Consider the following 338-nt stretch of genomic DNA (forward strand, 5'->3'; position numbering starts at 1 on the left):
GTCTTGCTGCTGCCTGCCAGCGTCCAGTTCACCGAGGTGATGTCCCCGTTGTAGCGGCTTCCTTCTTCGTAGTTCAGCGTCTGGCTGAACTCTGCGGAGCTGGTCCCTTTCAGCCAGCCCCGGGCATGGTAGCTGTAGGTCTGCGGGTACATAAAGCTGCTGACGGGGGCAAGTCCTGTGCCAGTGTCCTGCGAGTGCAGGTATTTCTTATAGAGCTGACCCAGTTCGTTGTATTCGTACTGGGCCGGTACGGCCCGGGATACGGTTACTCCGTCACTGCCGGTGATGCTTTGCCTTTGCTGCCGCTTGCGCCCCATGTGGTCGTAGCTGTACTGCGA

The 338-nt window shown here is 59.2% G+C and carries 1 pseudogene; it reads right to left on the minus strand.

Features of this window, described 5'->3' with window-relative positions:
• Window positions 1–317, minus strand: a pseudogene (locus DDR33_RS25415) (hypothetical protein); the annotation flags it as partial.
• Window positions 318–338: the final 21 nt, after the last annotated feature.

Origin of the sequence: Pararcticibacter amylolyticus (assembly GCF_003130405.1) — a bacterium.
In the GTDB taxonomy this organism is placed as follows: Bacteria; Bacteroidota; Bacteroidia; order Sphingobacteriales; family Sphingobacteriaceae; genus Arcticibacter; species Arcticibacter amylolyticus.